A 15,620-nucleotide genomic window follows, 5' to 3' on the forward strand; every position below is an offset into this window, starting at 1 on the left:
GAATCCAGTGATACCAAGGGATTGAGGCGAATTTGGCGCGATAAATCGCGAGGGGTCGAACCGGATAGTTTGAAACGGGTTTTTGGGGGGGTTCGGTATCCAGGCGGATTTTAAGAACCGGATAATTTGAGAAGGTGTTTTTGTTTAAATGCGGTTTAACCAAGGTGTGATGCGGGGTTAAGCCGTTTTTTGTATATAAGCATTCCAAGTTATGCGGATTGAGAAAAGTACGCAACGTACTTTTTCACTAACTCTTCCTGAAGCCAGTGCTGACGGAGTGATAGCAATTTTTGCGGCGGAAATATAAGCAATAGAAAAGTACGCTGGTGACGTACTTTTCTATTGTGATTAATGTCGCAGGTTAAACCAGGTCTTTACCAAGCCATACAACCCGCCCTAACACACACAGATTACTCGCTTCAGATTCAGAGAGAGTTTCAATTGGAGGCTTTTGCTTATCAGCATGAACATCCACTCCACCATCAGCTTTCACAATCAGCCAGCGAACGACCGTCGCATCCTTCAGTTTCAAAGCGAATGCGCCATCGGAAATTAACTTATCTGAAAAGTCTATCATCACGGTATCACCGCTACTGATTAGCCCTCCTTCAACAGTGCTTTTCACAAAAAATATTTTTAAATTTTCGGGATTAAGGCCACGCCAGGACAACCACTTTTTACGAAACGCAAGCCGTCGACGAACTTCCCCTACGTCATTACAGTTGTCGATTTGCTCTATTGTGCTGTGAAATCCGTCAATCAATGCAAATTCGGATGAAACGTCATCATCACAATTGGACTCAGAAACGTACTTTTGTCCTTCACCAGTGGCTAACCACTGAATACTAACGCCTGAGTACTTTGCAAACCTTACTACCTTATCGAAAGAAGGAAGAGATCTAGATGGGGGTAAGTACTTTCGCAACCCCCCCTCAGAGATACCAACAGCTGATGCGTACTCTTTCAGTGTGTCAGTCCCAATAATCTCCTTGAGTCTATTTGGAAAAGACTCAATACCTTCCTCTGGAAAACAACCTTCATCCATTATTTTCGACATTAAATAACCGATTGATATTTAAAGATTAAAAAAAACCACATGTGCGATTGATCGCACAATGCATGCAAGCGCCCCAAAAGATCGTTGAAAAGTCTTATTGGGAAGTCTAAAGTCTTATTGTCACTTTCGGTAAGTTACCGAGTCGGACAGTAGATTAACACGGAGCATAGTCATGAAGGTAGATACTGCCTATGAAATATGCGGCGCTCTAAAAGCTCAGGGATATAGCGTAGCCGCGTGGGCGAATGAAAAGGGGTTTCACCCTAGGACGGTTCACCATTGCATAAAAAACTTCGCACCTGAGTGTAAAAAGAAACCGCGCCGTAAGCTTGCCAAGCAAATCATGAATGAACTTGGCAAGACACTTAATGCTGAGGAATTAAGGACAGACCATGAGTAAGCACTGGTTTTCAGTTCAAGAGCTGATCGGTTTGCCTGGCCTTCCATCAGCCGCAAACAATCTGCGTCTAAAAGCAGACAAAGAGGATTGGCAAAAACGAAAGCGGGAACAGGGAAAAGGATGGGAATACCACATCAGCTCTCTGCCTTCTGAAACCATCGCGGAATTAGCCAAAAACGCCGTATTGGAAAACGAAGGTGAGCGTGCCGCCAAGGAGCTGGTCGCGGAACTTGAAGCGAAGGAAGCCGCAGAGAAGCGAGCCGTGTTTTCTGTTTCCACTGAGGCGATGCGGCAGATCAACATGATGCCGGAGAAAGACCGCGTGCTTGCACTGGCAAGGCTTTCGATTGTGGAAGTGAGAGACGGGTTTTTGCGTGCCTTTGAGGGGCGAATTTCGGAAGGGCATCGCCAGTTTCTTGAGGCGTTTAAAAACCAAACGTTGCCGTTGGATGAAAGCGTTTATGGCGCGGTGAAGTCCATCAGCCGTGCAACGGTTGACCGCTGGTATGGGCTACTTCGTGAAGGCGGGATCATGTCGTTGGTGACGAAAAGAAGCCCGCGTCGTGGTGACAGCGTTATCGCGAACCAGCCGGATTTTGAGCAGTTCTGTATCACCCTTTTGATCGCACGGCCGCACTTTAAATCGCAGCCTAACAAAATGCGTGAATATGCAATTGTGCAAAAAGAGAAAAAGGGCGCGAATTGGGAAATTCCAGGTGCTTCCAGTTTTGGCCGTTGGATAAAGCAATGGGTAGAACAGAACCAAGGGAAATTCACACTGGCGACAGACCATAAAGGCTTTTATGGCAAAGAACGTGGCCTGATTCAGCAGCACGAGGCATGGGTTTCACAACCGAATGACCTGTGGGAGCTGGATTCAACGCCAACCGACATCATGTTGCGCGTGAACGACAAGCTGGTTCGTTACTCCATTGTTGGCTGTATCGATGTGTTTACCCGTCGGGTGAAGCTGATTCTGGCGTCCACCTCTACCGCCGAAGCGGTTGGCCTGTGCCTTCGCAAAGCGATCCTTGATTGGGGTTTGCCAAACGAAGACGGCCAGATAAAGACGGATAACGGCTCGGATTACGTTGCGAAGAAAACGGTCACCTTAATCCGTGCGCTGGGTGTGAAGCATGTAAAAGCCACCCCGTTCTCTGGCTGGGAAAAGCCCTACATAGAGCGATTCTTTGGCACGTTCCAGGGCGGCATTGTGGAAGTGATGCCCAACTACATCGGCCATAACGTGCAAGACCGCGAGCTGATAGAGGCGCGTCATGAGTTCGCGGCCCGAATCGGTGATGGAAAGAAAAAGCGTTACGAAGATGCGTTAGACATCGGCATGACGCCAGAGGAATTCCAAGCGTTTATGGATGACTGGCTGGAGCACTGCTACCACCAAAAACCGCACGGCGGCATTGGGGATATCAGCCCGTATCAGCAATACGGGAATGCGAAATATAAACCCGTGGTGATCTCAGACCCGAGAGCGTTAGACACCTTGCTCAACCATGTTGGTGAGAAGTCAGTGCGCCGTGGTGGTGTTCAGGTGAACAACCTGATTTACCGCGCACCGGAGCTGCAAGAAGAACGCTATATGCGCCAGCGTGTGAATGTGTACTTAGACCCGTGCGACGTGGCTAAAGCCTACATCTACCCAATGGATGGCAGTGGCGAATGTATAGAAGCGGTGAACGCTGACTTGATTGGCCGAGAGATAAGCCCTGCTGAGTTTATTGCGGTACGCAGGAAAACCGAGAAGTCACTCAGGGCATTTAAACGCGACATGAAGCGATACGCCGAAGAGCTGGGGATTGATGAGCTGGCCGCCGAGCAGATTGCTCAGGCGAAACGCCGCAACAACATGCTGCCCTTCCCTCGCGAGACCGAAGAGCACAGCAACCCAGTGATTAAGGCACTGGAAAAAGCAGGTGTAAAACCTTCCACCGAGCGCAGTGCAGCCGAACTGGAAGCCATTGAACGCAGCCGTGAACAGCGTCGCCAACAACGCGAGCGCACCGCAGAGCAAGAAGCACGAATGCTGAAAAGTGAGCGTGAAATTGCCTGGGACATGGCGGAAAAACTGAAAAATGGTGAGGAGTTGGATGAACGCCAAACCAAGTGGTTCAACGAGTACATGCGAACGCACCAACTCACTGCGCCACGAATCCGGAAGTACATCGAATCCGGAAAAGAGAGCCGAAAGGCAAAGTAGTTTCAGGGGTTGGCTATTCGCCAACGCCAGAAAAAGGAAAGGCCCACAACCACTGGCATGGATGTGAGCCCTATTAAGCGCTCATTAAATGAGCATTAGGAATAAAGGAAATAATAGACATGAGAAACAAAATTGTCGACGTAAAAAACGTGTCAGCTGCCATGGCACTGCTCGAAAACTTGATCACCCGCTCACAAATTGTGCCGGGTATGGGGTTGATTCATGGTGAATCAGGCTTTGGTAAAACCACTGCATTGCAGTACCTGTTCAACCTGGAGACCACCAACGGGGTGTATGTACGCTGCAATGCCAACGATACGCCTACCTCAGTGCTCGAGCGCATTGCCAAAGAGTGCGGCATTATCCCCGCAGGCCGTGTTTACAAAACCCTCGACGACATCATTGATGTAGTTCGCCGCCAAGAATTCAGCCTGTTTATTGACGAGGCAGACTACGTGGTGGGTAACAAAAAGATCATGGAATCCTTCCGTGATATCTACGACAACACGGAGCAGCCAGTAGTGTTGGTTGGCATGGAGGACATTGCGCGTCGCATCCAGCACCGTAAGCAGCTGTTCAACCGCATCAGCGAGTGGGTGGAGTTCAAGCCTGCTGACTTGCAGGACGTTGCCACCTTCGCTTACGAGCTGATGGAAATCGACGAGCATATCCAGCTCGAAGATGCCGTGCTCGACCATATCCGCGTGAAATCTCGCGGCGTGGTGCGCACCATCCTCTCTTCACTGAGCAAAATTGAACGTGCTGTAAACGGTAACCCGCCGCCAGATGGCATCGTAACAATGGAAGACATTGCTGGCCTCGACCTGTTCATGACGGTTTCTCGTAACTAGCGGAGGCCCCTATGAGCAGGGAATACAAGTGTGAACGAATTTGGGCCTATATCCGAACATGCGATTCGGTGACAACCCCAGAAGTAGCGAAACACACGGGCATTTCGGCTGACTTGGTGAGTGTCAATCTCAGCCGATTTGCGAACAGAGGTTTTCTTGTCCATGTCAGCGGCAAGGGCATTCCAGGAGACCCAAAACGTTATGAGAAAACACCGTTTGCGCGTCCAGTTTTTGGTAACAAACGCGCCAAGCTTAAGGCCAAACGGAAGTTCTCAAAAAGCGACAGGCAAATGCTTTGGAACAACATGAAGATCACACGGAAATTCACCGTTACCGACCTTCTTTCGTCCATTGATGTAACGCCGCAGGTTGCAGAACGTTTTATCAATGCACTGAACAGGGCTGGCTATCTGGCCCCGTTTAAAGTGCGGGGACAACAGGCCAAAGTGCTGAACAACGGATATGAAGCTGTCTGGTTACTGGTTCGCGACACTGGTCGCCTCGCTCCAAAAGGGCGCAGAAGTGGACTCTGGGATCAAAACGAAAAGACGTTTTATCCCTACCGTTCCGAGTCGGAAACCAAAAACGAAGTTCGGAACTCGCCAAGCAAGGAGATAGCCCATGTCATGGCTCGATGAACTGAAAAGGCAAGTGGAAAGCACTTCGCTCAGCAGTGTCGCCAATGCGATGGGCGTTTCTAAAACGATGATCTCTCAGGTCATTAATGGCAAGTACCCTGGCAACCTCGAACGTGTTCAAGGTCTGGTGGAAAGCATGTACATGGGACACACGGTTGAGTGCCCTGTGCTCGGGGAAATCCCGAAGCACAAATGCGCAGCACACCAAGCCGCCACGCACGTTGGCAGCTCTCCGCAGGCGATTCGCCTGTGGAAAGCCTGCCGCAGCGGGTGCCAGCACAGCCAGCTTGAGGAACGGTTAAGCCAGCCAGTTCGGCTAACGCAAACACCCTCACGGGTGCAGCGTATGCCCAACGCGGAACGCAGCACAGAACGCGCCTACGACGCACAAGCTGTCTGCGCCCGCCTTGAGCGGCAAGCCAAGACAGATGCAGAAACCATGGCGGGGAGTTTTCACCGCCTCTACATCGACTTGCTAAAGCGTGAACTGGTTGCCCTGGGTAACCGCTACAACCGACAGATAAAGAAGTGAGCCACGGCTCACCGGAGACATTCAAAATGGAAAATTCGAATGTGCAATACAAGGCTAAACGCCTTTTAAAAACGCTACAGGGCATGAACTGCCGTGTAATCCGAACCACGCAAAAAGAAAAAATGCTGATGGTGTTAGTTGATGCACCTGTGCCAGAACTGGAAGGCCACAGCATTGAAATTACTGAAAACGTTAATGGCCTGACCCGTCGCATTCGTGCGGCGCGTCACTCTGGCTGCTGTGTTGTCTGGGAGGCATAAGATGACTGACACAATTCAAGGTTACCGCCAAAACGCTCAAGGCCACATGGTGCCAGAAAGCCACATTAAACCGATTGACCTGCTGCGTGATGACCTGGTGCAGCGTGTGGTAGCAGATGCACGCGACCTGCAGAAAATCATGGCGATTTTCAAAGTGGGCGCGATGAATGAAATCAGCGATTTCGTTGACCTCTCTGCCGAAGAGTACGACGTGAAATACGGCGGCACCAAAGGCAACGTGACGCTGATGAGCTTCGATGGCCGTTACAAACTGGTTCGCGCCAAGGGTGAACACCGCGTGTTTGATGAACGCATTCAGGCAGCCAAAACGCTGATTGATAGCTGCATCAACCGTTGGAGCGAAGGCGCAAACGACCAGATTAAAGCCCTGGTTGACCATGCGTTTCGCGTTAACAAGCAAGGCCGTATCGATGTGAACCAGGTGCTTTCGCTGCGCCAGCTGGATATCGATGATGCGGAGTGGAACGAAGCGATGGATGCCATTGCCGATTCCATCCAAGTGACCGGCACCAGTGCTTACCTGCGCCTTTACGAGCGCAAGGGCGATGGTTGTTACGTTCAAATTCCACTCGATATCGCGAAGCTTTAAGGAGGCAGCATGGAAGCGAGAACAAACCCACGTTTCAACCAGTTGGACATTGTTGCCCCGAATACGCGCGGTGCTTTGGATATGGCCCTTGGTGAAGAACGCCTGCGATTCCTTAGCGAGAACCTGAAGCAGCACACACCAGAAGACCTGATGTTGCTGCTTACCACGGTTCAGCGTGACGCGGCTAACAGCGGAAGTCTTTACAAAAAAGGCGTGGCAGACACCCTGCAGTACCTGCTGGGTATCACCAAAACCCCGCCTGTGATTGAGCATAAGTGAGGGCCGATGGCAGACGAAAACCAACCGTTTATCTCTGTGCATAGCCTTCGCGCCCTGCTTCAAGAGTTGGAGAACGCCGAAGCCCTGATTGATGACCAGGGCACGGCCTACCCCGACGCTACCTATGAAGACGGCGTGACGGAAACTATCCGCTGGTTACTTGGTAAGGTGCCGCCACCAACCAGCGACGCGATAAACGCTTAATAGCAGCAAGACTGGCCCCAAATGCACTGACTCGCAGGCGGGGCCTTTTTTACACCCAAATTTTGAGTAAACGATGAAAAAACCACCATTTAACCCGCCTTTAAAGGGCTTTAAACAGGTATCAACTCGCGAGGCGCTGGCGCTGTGTCAGGTCGAAGACATGACATGCAAGCAAGTATTCACCAGCGAATGCGGTTGTGCAGATATCTACACCTACAGCAAGAAAGGTGAAGTGCTGGCTGTCGAGTTGGTGCAGCTGCTGACGGTGTCAGAGTGGTGGGTAAAGGAGACAGCAAATGGAAGTAACTAGCATGGAAAACCACCGCGCCTTTTTCAAAAACGCAATCGAGCGCGGTGCCAATGTACTGACCTACAAAGCCCCATGTTGCGAAGTGGAGTTGATGACGCTCGCGCCGAGCGTCGCGCTTGCTGTATGGGACTCAATGACCATATGTCCAAACTGCAACGATGCTTTCTTCAAGTACGTCACGCCAGAAAAGGTCACCACTGAGGAGATTGGCAAATGATCACTACGGAAATGTGGAAGAAGCTGGAAGAGGAAATGCAGCAGCATTTCGTACAAGTCATTTTTGGCTACAAAGGCCATGAGTTGACCATTCAGCGCGTTCGCGTCAAAGAGAACCAGACGGCTTTAGGCGTTTATATCGACGATGAAATCAAAGGCGCGTGGCTTTTGGATGAGACCAGAGATAAGCCAGCAATCTTGGACGAAGTCTGGAATACCAGAAGCCGTGCATTATACAAACCTTCGAGGGTTAAGGAGGTAAAGAAAAAGCTTGGCGTTAGAAGGTTAAAAGAGATGTTTCCTGACATCGACGAAAAGCACACCTGGTTAGAACCTTATTTCAACAAAGCCTCTGTCCTCTGCCGCCAGTTTAAAAAGCTCGAAGGGCTGAAACTGGTGAAGGCTAATTGCTTGGAGGTGGCTGATGAGTGACAACCGCAAACGTCTGATTCAACTGATCCACGTTGGCAAGCGCGAGCTGCAGCTGGACGACGACACCTACCGCGCCCTGCTCTCCCGCGAAACGGGCAAGGCCAGTTGTTCAACCATGAAAATCGCGGAACTGGATAAGGTACTGGCTGCGATGGAACGCCAAGGCTTTAAGCGCCAGAAGAAAGGCAAAACGCTTGCCCGCGGAAAACGCTACAGCCCGAAATCCAAAGGGACGCGCACCATGATTGGAAAGATTCGCGCCCTTTGGATCACAATGGCAAAGCAAGGCATTGTTCGTGACTACTCAGAAACGGCATTGGATGCGTATGTTCGACGAATGACTTCACGTAACAATGGTATAGGTGTTAGCTCGGTGGCATGGCTCAGTGACGTACAAAAACGAACAGTACTAGAAAGCCTTAAGAGATGGCACCACCGTGAAACAATGAGAAAAATGAAGCCCAAATAATTTTCTGAGGCGCTTTAATGATCTTAATTGTTTGATTAAGAAGAACTTACTCAAACCAAGTAAAAGTATTATAATCTGTACTCTTCATTAAATTTGGTCAAATTATGAATACACTAGGTTTACGAGCGTCACCATCGGAGATCACATTTTGCGTTTATGATGCCGATGCACAATCTTTAGTTAACGTTGAGGAAATTCGCATTCCCAACGCTCTGAACACACCCGAGCAGCTTAAATACATCCGAGCGACAATTTTGGATGTTCTGCGCGAATATAAAATCCAAAAAGCGGGCATTCGGCTAACCGAACCCTCCTCTCGAACTTTAAGCATTCCCCGCATCCAAGTCGAAGGTGTCATACAAGAAGCTTTCGCCTCAAGCATGTTGGAATCCTACTATCAGGGCGCAATGGCTACGATTGCATCTAAAGTCGGCATTCCTTCTGCTGAATTTAAAAGGCGAATTAAGGGAGAGCGTGAACAGCCTGACATTGAGGGTTGGAATGAGTTTTCAGAGAAGTCTAGAGAAGCAATCTTAACCGCAATGGGGGCGCAGAATGTCTAATAACATGGTTGCAGAAGTAAACTTTGATATTTTGGAAGACATTGGCGCTGAAGGCAAGAACTCTGACGTTTTTAAGATAAGAGATAGTGCCTTAAATGCAGAAATGGTTTTGAAGCGAGTAGCAAAGACAAAGTTTCAAAACCCTGACCAATACTTTGATGAAGCACGAATCCTGTACCATCACCAACATCCAAATGTAGTTGAGGTGAACTATGGATGCCAGGACAGTGACTTCGTTTATTTGACTATGCCATTCTACAAAAATGGCTCTCTAAGTAGTTTGATGGCAACAAGGTTTCTAACTCTCAGAGAAATTATCAGGTTCTCAGTGCAGTTTCTAAGTGGTCTTCACCATATCCACTCAAATGGTCTACTTCACTTTGATCTAAAACCTGATAACATTTTGTTGTCAGATCGAAAAGAAGCGATGTTGTCAGATTTTGGACTCGCAAAGTACATGGACGAGTATGGATTTAGCAGCCCAGACTTGCTTTATGTCAAGCAGTTCCCACCAGAAGGGAATTGGACGCGTGACTTCACTACTGCTTTTGATATTTATCAAGCTGGCCTAACAATGTATCGCATGTGTGTCGGTCCCGATGCGTTCAATGAGCAGTGGAAAGGTTATTTTAATCCACAATTTGATGAAGCTCGATTTGTAAGTGACCTCAACGATGGAACATTCCCAGATCGAGACTTGATTCCTGTACATATACACAGTAAGGTTAAAAATATAATCAAAGCATGTTTAAACGTCGATCCTGATGATCGTCCTGAAGCTGCTTTAGATGTCATTAACGCAATCTGTGACGTTGATATGAACATGCTCGATTGGCAATATGAGCTTGTTGGGACAGGGCGAAAATGGTCCAAAAAAAGTTCCACGGGACTACTATACTGTCTAGAGGTTGACGAACATGGTAAGTCGATCGCTTACAAAGTAAGCCAAACAAGGCGAACTAACATCAACGAATACACGCTGGACAGAATTAGTAATCGTAAGATTCAGGCTTTTCTGAAACAGAAGATTTAGCCTCCCCTCTTCAAATAAGGGATAGCTATGGAAAAGAAAAACAACTTTGCGAAAAGGAACTTCAAAAGTCGTTCTTCACTAACCAAATCAAAAAACTCTGAGCTTTCTTACAAGGAACGTTTAGCGTTATCCGGTAGAAAACCCCAAGCTGTGGAGTTTAAGCCCATAGATGACTCAGGATATATGAAAGCTTAAAAAGAACCGCCTTCGGGCGGTTTTTCTTTTCCTGCCGAAAATTTCTAGCCCTTGTCCCGTCTGGCTTCGCGCCCTATTCCCACGCTAAGTGGGAAATAAGCGTTTGACTGAAAACGGGAATTGCCCGTCAATATTAGGTTAATAACTAAACGTTGGAGGCAACATGGACAATACAGCACTAGACCTGTTCGACATGTCTGCAGAACAATGGGAAGACCTGCTGGCAGCACCTGAAAACGAAACCGTGGTGGACTTTGACCGCCAACGTTGGCCGAGTACCCTGCAGAGCCTTGTCGAGCTTCTGCGCGTTGAACTGGAACGCGAAAAAATTCCCAATGCAACGGGTGTGGCGGCAAAGCTGACCACCTCACTCGCAATCTACTTTGGCGGGCGTGATATTTACATCCCCAAAGGCGACACGCTCAAAGCCAGCCTGCGTGATATTCAAATCTGGCGTGACTTTAACGGGCGTAACATTGAGCAGCTGGCCGCGCAGCACAATCTTACCGAACGGCAGATCACGTCCATCATCAAAGAACAGCGCAAAGCCGAAGTACAACGCAGGCAACGACAGCTTTTTTAATGCCACACCGCCTTGCCAGCTTGCCCCGAGTGCCGCAAAATAGCGACCTCGGGGCTTTTTTCTTCCTGCCTTTTGATCCCGAATCGGTTCCAATCCAAGCCAGAATCTATACGCCATAACCTCAACACATTGCCCAACCTGGAGCTCTGTGATGAGAACGCTTTTCCTGCAACGCCGTTACTTTGAACACGGCACGTTCAGTTACCTCTATTCGCCAGAAGGTGAGCAGCTTTGCGCGGTTGTCGAGCGCGAATGGAACAACAACCAACCCAACATCAGCTGTATTCCGCAAGGCGAATACACCTTGGTGCCGCACCATAGCCCCCGCTTTGGTGATTGCTATGCCGTGGTTGCCCCGTCTTTAGGTGTCACCATCCAAGGCCCTTCACTTCGCACCCATATTCTTTTCCATGTCGCCAACCTGCCAGAACAACTGGAAGGCTGTTTGGCACCCGGCATGGGCTTTGGTGTGGTGAAAGGCAAATGGGGCGTGGTCAACTCTAAAGCCGCCTTTGACAAGCTGATGGAATACTTGGGCGGGGACGAGTGGAAACTCGTGATCTCACAATGAGCAGAGACCCTTTAATCGTCATGTATCCCGAGCTGAAAAACGCTCGGTGGCGCTCCATCTTCATGGCTGGCCGCCAGCAGCATATTCAGCTCGCGTTGAAAGACGAACTGCCCGCCAAGCCCCCGCTGTACAGCTACAGCAAAACCTATCAAAGCCTGTTTGAGAAAGGCTGGAAAAGCGTTCGCCCTGAGCACATTGCTTTTCAGCGCCAAAAGCGCGATCAGCAGTTCCATCCTCGCATTCAGCAAATCATGGAAGGAAAACGGTAATGGCATTACTCACCACTATCGCCACGGTTGGCACACTCGCCGCTGAATTTGGCCCCTCTGTACTTCGTGGCATTGCCTCGCTGTTTGGTGGGAAGACCAAGGACGTGGCCGAGGATATTGCTGATGGTGTGGAAACCATCGAAAAGGCATTCAAAGACCCCGCGCAGAAGCAGCAGAAGATTGAAAACCTGTTGGCTGAGTTGCCCCCAGAAGCCTTGGTGGAGCTGGAGAAAATCAAGGTAGAGCTGGAGCGGGAGAAGAACCGCCGCTTGGAGCTTGAACTAAACGATCAGCAAACCGAGCACCACGAAACCCAGACCACCATCCGCGCTGGTGATCAGGCGGAAGATGAATATGTGCGACGCACGCGCCCCAAAGGCGCTCGCATTTCGCTTTATTCCTCTGTCGCTTACGTCTTTCTGTTTGAGCTGCTTTCTGCATTCAGCAAAGGCGACGGCGCAGACGCTTACATTCTGGGCGTGCTGATTGGGCCTTTTCTCGCTTATCAAGGCTGGCGCACCGCTGACAAGTTCAGCCATGCCAGCACCATCAAAGCCAAGGTTAAACAGGGTTTAAATCCCGTTTTATCCACGCTTAGCAGAGGCACAAAATGACCGACATTGTCGACCGTGCGCAGTCCAGCACGGAAGTGTATGAAAGCGCGATGATAAGCGCTCATGTAAACCGTCCCAGGGAAACACCGGATGAGGACGAAAACGGCAACCGTTATTGCCTGTCGTGCGGTGAGCAAATCGCCAAGGCACGCATTGAGGCAGAACCCCATGCAGTGCGCTGCGTGGAATGCCAACACATTAAGGAAGTGAAGGAACGCAAATGACGTTGGATCTAGTCCGAGCATGGTGGCCGGTGTTGGCTTTCATACTCAACGGTTGCTTTGTTCTGGTGATTTGGGCGCTGGTGAAAACCTTTGCAAAGAAGGAAGAAGTGGAAGAGCTGAAACGCAAGCACGAATCGCTTGAGCAGCAAGTCGCTAACCTTCCCGATCACAAAGAAGTGGCCGATCTCAAACTCACCATGGAGCAGCTGCGCGGCGATATTCGCGAGATTCGCCCCAAGCTGGACGGACTAGACCGCATCAGCAACCTGCTATTGGAAAACGAATTAAAGGATAAGAACTGATGGCACTGCAGGAACTATTACAACAAGACCGCCGTTTGGTGATGGTGCGCGTGCTCAACGAGATGCCCGGCTATGAAGCCAACGACAGTATTCTCGATGCGTCGCTGGATGCCTACGGCCATAAAGTCAGCCGTGATTTGGTGATTGCTGAGTTGCACTGGCTGAAAGAGCAAGGGCTGGTGACGCTGCGCGATGTCGGTGGTACGCAAGTCGCTCGTGTCACCCAGCGCGGCATTGATGTTGCGACCGGCCAAGCCACCCACCCAGGCGTGAAACGTCCGCGTCCAGGAGAGTAAGCCATGGCAGAGAAGGCCCACACCAAAAACCGCATTAGCAAAGTTGACCAGCTGCCGGATGACATCAAAACCCAGCTCAACATTCTGCTGCGCGAGGGCAAGATGCCACAGACTGAAATCCGCGAGCAGATCAACCAGCTGATTGATGAGTTCGGCTTGCCCGAAGACCAGAAGCTAAGCCGCAATGGTCTGAGCCGCTACAGCCAGAGCTTTCACAAAGGCATGGAGCGTTACCAGCAAGCGCAGCAGCTGACCAAGCAATGGGTGCAGCAGTTTGGCGAAATGCCGCAAACCGACATTTCCCGCTCTCTGATTGAGATAGGCAAAAGCCAGATTTTCGAAATCCAGATGAACGCACTGGAAGCGGATAAACCGCTCGACCCGAAAACCCTGTCTGCGCTGGCGCTGTCAATCAAACGTCTGCAGGAAGCCCAAACCGGATCGGTGAAGCTTGAGAAGGAAATCCGCAAGCAGGCGATGGAAGACGCGGCCAATGTGGCCGAAAGCGCCGCCAAAGCAGCAGGCATGACCGCTGCCGGTGTGCAGGCCATCAAGAATGAAATCTTAGGTATCGCATGATTAATGTTCCTATGTCGCCACTGGCAAAACCCGTGGCGCATCTTCATTTTGAGTATGACGAGAACGAGCTGCTATTGCCGTATCAGCGGTACTGGATAGCCGATGACAGCGTGCTTAAGATTGCCGAGAAGTCACGCCGGACAGGTATCACCTGGGCAGAGGCGGCAGACGCTGCACTTACCGCCGGTGCCAGCAAAGCCGCCAATGGCTGTCATGTGTTTTATGTCGGCTCAAATAAGGAGATGGCCCGCGAGTTTATTGATGCGGTGGCGATGTGGGCCAAAGCCTTCGACAAGGCCGCTGGCGATATTTGCGAAGAGGTGTTGGAGGACGAAGACAAAGACATCCTGACCTTCGTGGTGTACTTCGCATCCGGCTTTAAAGTTCAGGCGCTATCCAGTAACCCTTCAAACCTTCGCGGTATGCAAGGCAATGTGATCATTGATGAAGCGGCTTTCCATGACCGTCTTGCGGAAGTGCTGAAAGCGGCACTGGCGCTTACCATGTGGGGCTCAAAAGTTCGTCTTATCAGCACCCACAACGGCGTCGGCAACCTGTTCAACCAGCTGATTAATGACAGCCGCGCCGGTAAGAAGCGCTATTCCATTCACACCATCACGCTCGATGATGCGTGTCGTCAGGGCCTGTATAAGCGCATTTGCCAGCGTAGCGGCGAAGAATGGACGCAGGAAAAAGAGGACGAGTGGAAAGCCAACCTGCTGAAAGACACCGCCACCGAAGACGATGCGCTTGAGGAATATTACTGCGTGCCGAAGGCCAGCGCAGGCCAATACATTCCAAGCGTGCTGATTGAAGCGGCCATGCAATCAGGCATTCCGGTGCTGACCTGCGAAGCACCAGACGGCTTTATGGAATGGACAGACGGCCAGCGTAAAACCGAGATTGAAGGCTGGATTAAACACGTTTTAAAACCGCACCTGGATAAGCTCGACCCCGCCCTTTCACACAGCTTTGGCGAAGACTTTGCCCGCAAGGGTGACTTGTCAGTTTTCGTGCCGCTTGCCATTGCTAAAGACCTGAGCAAGCGCGTGCCGTTTGTGGTGGAGCTGAGAAACCTCACCTACGACGCGCAAAAGCAGATCATGATTGCCTTGTGTGATGCCCTGCCCCGCAAACGCGGCATGGCCTTCGATGCCACCGGTAACGGCGGCTTTCTGGCAGAAGCAGCTGCCCTTCGCTACGGGACAGACATGGTTGACCAGGTCTCGCTCAACGACCCTTGGTATCGCGAATGGATGCCAAAGCTTAAAGCCGAGTTTGAAGACCAGACGCTAACCATTCCCAAACATGAGGATTGCAAAGACGACCTGCACCACATTCAGGTGATCAACGGCATTCCGAAAATCGAGAAAGGCAAATCCAAAGGGCAAGACGGTAAACAGCGCCACGGTGACTTTGCGGTAGCACTGGCGATGGCCGTGCGAGCCAGCTGGATGACCGGCAGCGCGATTGAATACACGCCACTGCCGAAAACCCGCGAACTGGATGACGATGACGATCTGCTTTCCGGCTTGGAAAGCGGCTGCTATTGAATTGACTGAATTTTATTGGAGGCCATTGATGGGCAAAAAATTCTTACCTTCGTTTCAGGGCTTGTTTGACGAATTGGCAGAGAAAGTGCTGAAAGGAACACCACAGGTTATCGATATCGTCACCCAGAACGGACAGGTAACCCTCTCAACCGGTAAGGCAAAAGTGACGGGACTGGACGATACCTTGGAAGCATTCAACGTAGTTGTTGCGGCGGTGATTGATTCTAAACGTCCAAAGGGCGTTGAGTTTGCTTTCAACATCATCAACCTTGATGAGCTGGACATGGATGCGATAAGTGGCGGCGAGAATCCAGACTGCACTATCAAGCTTCAAATCAGCACTGACACTATTGAGGCATAAGAAC

At 50.3% G+C, this 15,620-nt stretch carries 27 protein-coding genes; 26 read left to right on the forward strand and 1 reads right to left on the reverse strand.

Annotation, left to right across the window (positions count from 1 at the left end; translation table 11 throughout):
- Positions 1–361: 361 nt before the first annotated feature.
- The gene (locus tag AC6IB1_RS10450; RefSeq protein ID WP_114995255.1) at positions 362–1,057 is read right to left on the reverse strand and encodes a LexA family transcriptional regulator; all 696 of its coding nucleotides are present in this window, start codon (positions 1,055–1,057) and stop codon (positions 362–364) included.
- Between the two features lie 172 nt (positions 1,058–1,229).
- On the opposite strand from AC6IB1_RS10450, the gene AC6IB1_RS10455 reads away from it, so the two are divergent.
- The 26 genes from AC6IB1_RS10455 (at position 1,230) to AC6IB1_RS10580 (ending at position 15,616) form a co-directional block, all read left to right on the forward strand.
- Entirely contained in the window at positions 1,230–1,457 is a 228-nt protein-coding gene (locus tag AC6IB1_RS10455) for a hypothetical protein (RefSeq protein WP_114995256.1), read from the forward strand.
- Positions 1,450–3,672 (forward strand): DNA-binding protein, encoded by a 2,223-nt coding sequence (locus tag AC6IB1_RS10460; RefSeq protein ID WP_497568980.1) that lies wholly within the window; start codon positions 1,450–1,452, stop codon positions 3,670–3,672. Before AC6IB1_RS10455 ends, AC6IB1_RS10460 begins: the two co-directional genes overlap by 8 nt.
- A gap of 119 nt (positions 3,673–3,791) precedes the next feature.
- The gene (locus AC6IB1_RS10465) at positions 3,792–4,523 is read left to right on the forward strand and encodes an AAA family ATPase (RefSeq protein WP_497568981.1); all 732 of its coding nucleotides are present in this window, start codon (positions 3,792–3,794) and stop codon (positions 4,521–4,523) included.
- Between the two features lie 11 nt (positions 4,524–4,534).
- Entirely contained in the window at positions 4,535–5,161 is a 627-nt protein-coding gene (locus AC6IB1_RS10470) for a hypothetical protein (protein ID WP_497568982.1), read from the forward strand.
- On the forward strand, positions 5,145–5,693 hold the full coding sequence (locus tag AC6IB1_RS10475; RefSeq protein WP_497568983.1) for a hypothetical protein: 549 nt from the start codon (positions 5,145–5,147) through the stop codon (positions 5,691–5,693). Before AC6IB1_RS10470 ends, AC6IB1_RS10475 begins: the two co-directional genes overlap by 17 nt.
- Positions 5,694–5,719: 26 nt before the next feature.
- Positions 5,720–5,953, forward strand: a complete 234-nt coding sequence (locus AC6IB1_RS10480) for a Kil protein family (protein WP_497568984.1) — start codon at positions 5,720–5,722, stop codon at positions 5,951–5,953.
- 1 nt (position 5,954) lies between these two features.
- Positions 5,955–6,563, forward strand: coding sequence for a DUF3164 family protein (locus AC6IB1_RS10485; RefSeq protein ID WP_497568985.1), 609 nt, complete (start codon positions 5,955–5,957; stop codon positions 6,561–6,563).
- Positions 6,564–6,572: 9 nt separating this feature from the next.
- Positions 6,573–6,842, forward strand: a complete 270-nt coding sequence (locus AC6IB1_RS10490) for a hypothetical protein (RefSeq protein ID WP_497568986.1) — start codon at positions 6,573–6,575, stop codon at positions 6,840–6,842.
- Between the two features lie 6 nt (positions 6,843–6,848).
- A complete protein-coding gene (locus AC6IB1_RS10495; RefSeq protein WP_114995264.1) occupies positions 6,849–7,046 on the forward strand; it encodes a hypothetical protein in 198 nt (65 codons plus the stop codon).
- Between the two features lie 73 nt (positions 7,047–7,119).
- Positions 7,120–7,356 (forward strand): hypothetical protein, encoded by a 237-nt coding sequence (locus AC6IB1_RS10500; RefSeq protein WP_497568987.1) that lies wholly within the window; start codon positions 7,120–7,122, stop codon positions 7,354–7,356.
- Positions 7,343–7,573 (forward strand): hypothetical protein, encoded by a 231-nt coding sequence (locus tag AC6IB1_RS10505; RefSeq protein WP_497568988.1) that lies wholly within the window; start codon positions 7,343–7,345, stop codon positions 7,571–7,573. Before AC6IB1_RS10500 ends, AC6IB1_RS10505 begins: the two co-directional genes overlap by 14 nt.
- On the forward strand, positions 7,570–8,004 hold the full coding sequence (locus AC6IB1_RS10510; RefSeq protein ID WP_497568989.1) for a hypothetical protein: 435 nt from the start codon (positions 7,570–7,572) through the stop codon (positions 8,002–8,004). Before AC6IB1_RS10505 ends, AC6IB1_RS10510 begins: the two co-directional genes overlap by 4 nt.
- The gene (locus AC6IB1_RS10515; protein ID WP_497568990.1) at positions 7,997–8,473 is read left to right on the forward strand and encodes a gp16 family protein; all 477 of its coding nucleotides are present in this window, start codon (positions 7,997–7,999) and stop codon (positions 8,471–8,473) included. The genes AC6IB1_RS10510 and AC6IB1_RS10515 overlap by 8 nt, the downstream gene beginning before the upstream one ends.
- A 104-nt stretch (positions 8,474–8,577) precedes the next feature.
- Positions 8,578–9,036 carry a hypothetical protein gene (locus AC6IB1_RS10520; protein WP_497568991.1) on the forward strand — a complete coding sequence of 153 codons (459 nt, stop codon included), beginning with the start codon at positions 8,578–8,580 and terminating at the stop codon, positions 9,034–9,036.
- Complete coding sequence (locus tag AC6IB1_RS10525) at positions 9,029–10,069, forward strand: serine/threonine-protein kinase (RefSeq protein ID WP_497568992.1); 1,041 nt, start codon at positions 9,029–9,031, stop codon at positions 10,067–10,069. Before AC6IB1_RS10520 ends, AC6IB1_RS10525 begins: the two co-directional genes overlap by 8 nt.
- A gap of 27 nt (positions 10,070–10,096) precedes the next feature.
- On the forward strand, positions 10,097–10,264 hold the full coding sequence (locus AC6IB1_RS10530; RefSeq protein ID WP_497568993.1) for a hypothetical protein: 168 nt from the start codon (positions 10,097–10,099) through the stop codon (positions 10,262–10,264).
- A 163-nt stretch (positions 10,265–10,427) separates the two neighbouring features.
- Positions 10,428–10,847: a Mor transcription activator family protein gene (locus tag AC6IB1_RS10535; protein ID WP_497568994.1), complete on the forward strand. Its 420-nt coding sequence runs from the start codon at positions 10,428–10,430 to the stop codon at positions 10,845–10,847.
- Positions 10,848–10,998: 151 nt separating this feature from the next.
- Positions 10,999–11,418 carry a DUF5675 family protein gene (locus AC6IB1_RS10540; protein ID WP_497568995.1) on the forward strand — a complete coding sequence of 140 codons (420 nt, stop codon included), beginning with the start codon at positions 10,999–11,001 and terminating at the stop codon, positions 11,416–11,418.
- A complete protein-coding gene (locus tag AC6IB1_RS10545) occupies positions 11,415–11,687 on the forward strand; it encodes a hypothetical protein (RefSeq protein ID WP_497568996.1) in 273 nt (90 codons plus the stop codon). The genes AC6IB1_RS10540 and AC6IB1_RS10545 overlap by 4 nt, the downstream gene beginning before the upstream one ends.
- Positions 11,687–12,301, forward strand: coding sequence for a hypothetical protein (locus AC6IB1_RS10550; protein WP_497568997.1), 615 nt, complete (start codon positions 11,687–11,689; stop codon positions 12,299–12,301). Before AC6IB1_RS10545 ends, AC6IB1_RS10550 begins: the two co-directional genes overlap by 1 nt.
- Positions 12,298–12,525, forward strand: coding sequence for a TraR/DksA C4-type zinc finger protein (locus AC6IB1_RS10555; RefSeq protein WP_497568998.1), 228 nt, complete (start codon positions 12,298–12,300; stop codon positions 12,523–12,525). The genes AC6IB1_RS10550 and AC6IB1_RS10555 overlap by 4 nt, the downstream gene beginning before the upstream one ends.
- Positions 12,522–12,827 (forward strand): DUF2730 family protein, encoded by a 306-nt coding sequence (locus AC6IB1_RS10560; protein WP_497568999.1) that lies wholly within the window; start codon positions 12,522–12,524, stop codon positions 12,825–12,827. Before AC6IB1_RS10555 ends, AC6IB1_RS10560 begins: the two co-directional genes overlap by 4 nt.
- Positions 12,827–13,123, forward strand: a complete 297-nt coding sequence (locus AC6IB1_RS10565) for a VpaChn25_0724 family phage protein (RefSeq protein ID WP_114995276.1) — start codon at positions 12,827–12,829, stop codon at positions 13,121–13,123. Before AC6IB1_RS10560 ends, AC6IB1_RS10565 begins: the two co-directional genes overlap by 1 nt.
- 3 nt (positions 13,124–13,126) lie before the next feature.
- Positions 13,127–13,702, forward strand: coding sequence for a DUF3486 family protein (locus AC6IB1_RS10570; protein WP_114995277.1), 576 nt, complete (start codon positions 13,127–13,129; stop codon positions 13,700–13,702).
- On the forward strand, positions 13,699–15,255 hold the full coding sequence (locus tag AC6IB1_RS10575; protein ID WP_497569000.1) for a terminase large subunit domain-containing protein: 1,557 nt from the start codon (positions 13,699–13,701) through the stop codon (positions 15,253–15,255). Before AC6IB1_RS10570 ends, AC6IB1_RS10575 begins: the two co-directional genes overlap by 4 nt.
- A gap of 28 nt (positions 15,256–15,283) precedes the next feature.
- Positions 15,284–15,616, forward strand: a complete 333-nt coding sequence (locus AC6IB1_RS10580; protein ID WP_497569001.1) for a hypothetical protein — start codon at positions 15,284–15,286, stop codon at positions 15,614–15,616.
- The last annotated feature ends 4 nt before the right edge of the window (positions 15,617–15,620 follow it).

It is taken from the genome of Grimontia sp. THUN1695, from assembly GCF_059704325.2.